This window comes from Photorhabdus hainanensis (assembly GCF_018448965.1).
Lineage (GTDB): Bacteria > Pseudomonadota > Gammaproteobacteria > Enterobacterales > Enterobacteriaceae > Photorhabdus > Photorhabdus akhurstii.
The window spans coordinates 1-950 of sequence record NZ_RCWD01000114.1; the positions used below are offsets into that span (position 1 = coordinate 1).

Consider the following 950-nt stretch of genomic DNA (forward strand, 5'->3'; position numbering starts at 1 on the left):
TCTACTTCTCACGTAGAATACGACACCCCAAGCCGCCACTATGCGCACGTTGACTGCCCAGGCCACGCCGACTATGTGAAAAACATGATCACCGGCGCGGCTCAGATGGACGGCGCAATCCTGGTAGTTGCCGCGACTGACGGCCCAATGCCGCAGACTCGTGAGCACATCCTGTTAGGTCGTCAGGTAGGCGTTCCTTACATCATCGTATTCCTGAACAAATGTGACATGGTAGACGATGAAGAGCTGCTGGAACTGGTTGAGATGGAAGTGCGTGAGCTGCTGTCTCAGTACGATTTCCCAGGCGACGATACCCCGGTTATCCGTGGTTCTGCGCTGAAAGCGCTGGAAGGCGATGCCGAGTGGGAAGCGAAGATCATTGAACTGGCCGATGCCCTGGACAGCTACATCCCAGAACCAGAGCGTGCAATCGACCAGCCATTCCTGCTGCCAATCGAAGACGTATTCTCGATTTCAGGCCGTGGTACCGTGGTAACCGGTCGTGTAGAGCGCGGTATTGTTAAAGTGGGTGAAGAAGTTGAAATCGTGGGTATCAAAGACACCACGAAAACCACGTGTACTGGCGTAGAAATGTTCCGCAAACTGCTGGACGAAGGCCGTGCGGGTGAGAACGTCGGCGTTCTGCTGCGTGGTACCAAACGTGACGAAATCGAGCGTGGTCAGGTACTGGCCAAACCGGGTTCAATCAAGCCACACACCACTTTCGAATCAGAAGTTTATATTCTGAGCAAAGACGAAGGCGGCCGTCATACGCCATTCTTCAAAGGCTACCGTCCACAGTTCTACTTCCGTACAACTGACGTAACCGGCACAATCGAGCTGCCAGAAGGCGTGGAAATGGTGATGCCAGGCGATAACATTCAGATGAAAGTGACCCTGATTGCGCCAATCGCAATGGACCAGGGTCTGCGCTTCGCTATCCGTGAAGG

1 protein-coding gene is annotated in these 950 nt (G+C 54.0%); it reads left to right on the plus strand.

Annotated elements, in window-relative coordinates:
• Positions 1 to 950: elongation factor Tu (gene tuf, locus EAE92_RS24110; RefSeq protein ID WP_214069861.1), on the plus strand; the 950-nt coding region annotated here is incomplete at both ends.